We start from the raw sequence: 1,052 nt of genomic DNA on the forward strand, positions 1-1,052 counted from the left end.
TGACTGTTCACCATCAAACCTTCTGAGTTGATGTGGAACTGACCATTACGCGTGTACATAATCTGACCGTCAGAGTTTTCAATCTGGAAGAAGCCTTGCCCCATTACCGCTAGATCTAGGTCTTGAGTCGTGTTTTGTGTGTTACCTTGCGTGAACACTTTTTGCGTGCCGACAACGCGCACACCACTACCCAGTTGAACACCGCTAGGTAGCTCGTTTACCTGATCCACCTGTGCACCAGGCTGACGCTGAATGCTGTAGAACAAGTCTTCAAATACAACGCGGTCGCGCTTAAAGCCGACGGTGTTTACGTTTGCTAAGTTGTTGGAAATGGCAGTCATCTTCGTGTCCTGCGCTGCCATACCTGTCTTACTTACCCATAATGCCGAATGCATTGGTTATCTCCTTTTGGGGCGAGACTTATCTCGCCGCCATTAATTTGTTACCGGCTTGCGCCAACGTTTCTGCAGTTTTCATCATGCGTACTTGCATCTCGAAGTTACGCGTTAGCGACATCACGCCGATCAGCTCATCGATCGCCGATACGTTACTGCCTTCGATGTGTTCTGGTGCCAATTGCACGGTTTCATCCGCTGCGAATGGCACACCATCAACACTGTGAAGCAAGCTGTCGCTCTCTTTTTGCAGCTGATTGATTTCTGGCTTCACCAGTTTCAATGTGCCGACTGCGATTTCTGCACCGCCGCCCGGTGGAATAACCGAGACAAGACCACGCTCACTGATTTCGATTTTTTGATAATCAGGCACCACCAACGGACCGTTTTCACCCACCACCGGGAATCCGTTGATAGACATTGCGCCAAAGGTATCGATTTGAATGTTACCGGCACGCGTGTAAGCCTCGTTACCCGCTGGCGTTTCTACCGCAAGGTAACCTTCACCCATGACGGCAACGTCCAGCGCACGACCTGTTTTCACAACGTCGCCAGAATCAAAACGCGTCGATGCAGAGTTTGTGACCACCATGGTTCGGCCATCAAAGCCCGGGCCTTGTAACTCCACGCTACGAACACGTTCCATATCCGCACGGA

2 protein-coding genes are annotated in these 1,052 nt (G+C 50.9%); both read right to left on the reverse strand.

The window, feature by feature from the left end; translation table 11 throughout:
- Positions 1-395: flagellar hook-basal body complex protein (locus R7E42_RS25520; protein ID WP_318073312.1), on the reverse strand; the 395-nt coding region annotated here is incomplete at its 3' end.
- 25 nt (positions 396-420) lie between these two features.
- The coding region (locus tag R7E42_RS25525) for a flagellar basal body rod protein FlgF (protein WP_318073313.1) at positions 421-1,052 on the reverse strand (632 nt) is incomplete at its 5' end.

Source organism: Vibrio sp. Vb1337 (assembly GCF_033338715.1).
GTDB lineage: Bacteria > Pseudomonadota > Gammaproteobacteria > Enterobacterales > Vibrionaceae > Vibrio > Vibrio alginolyticus.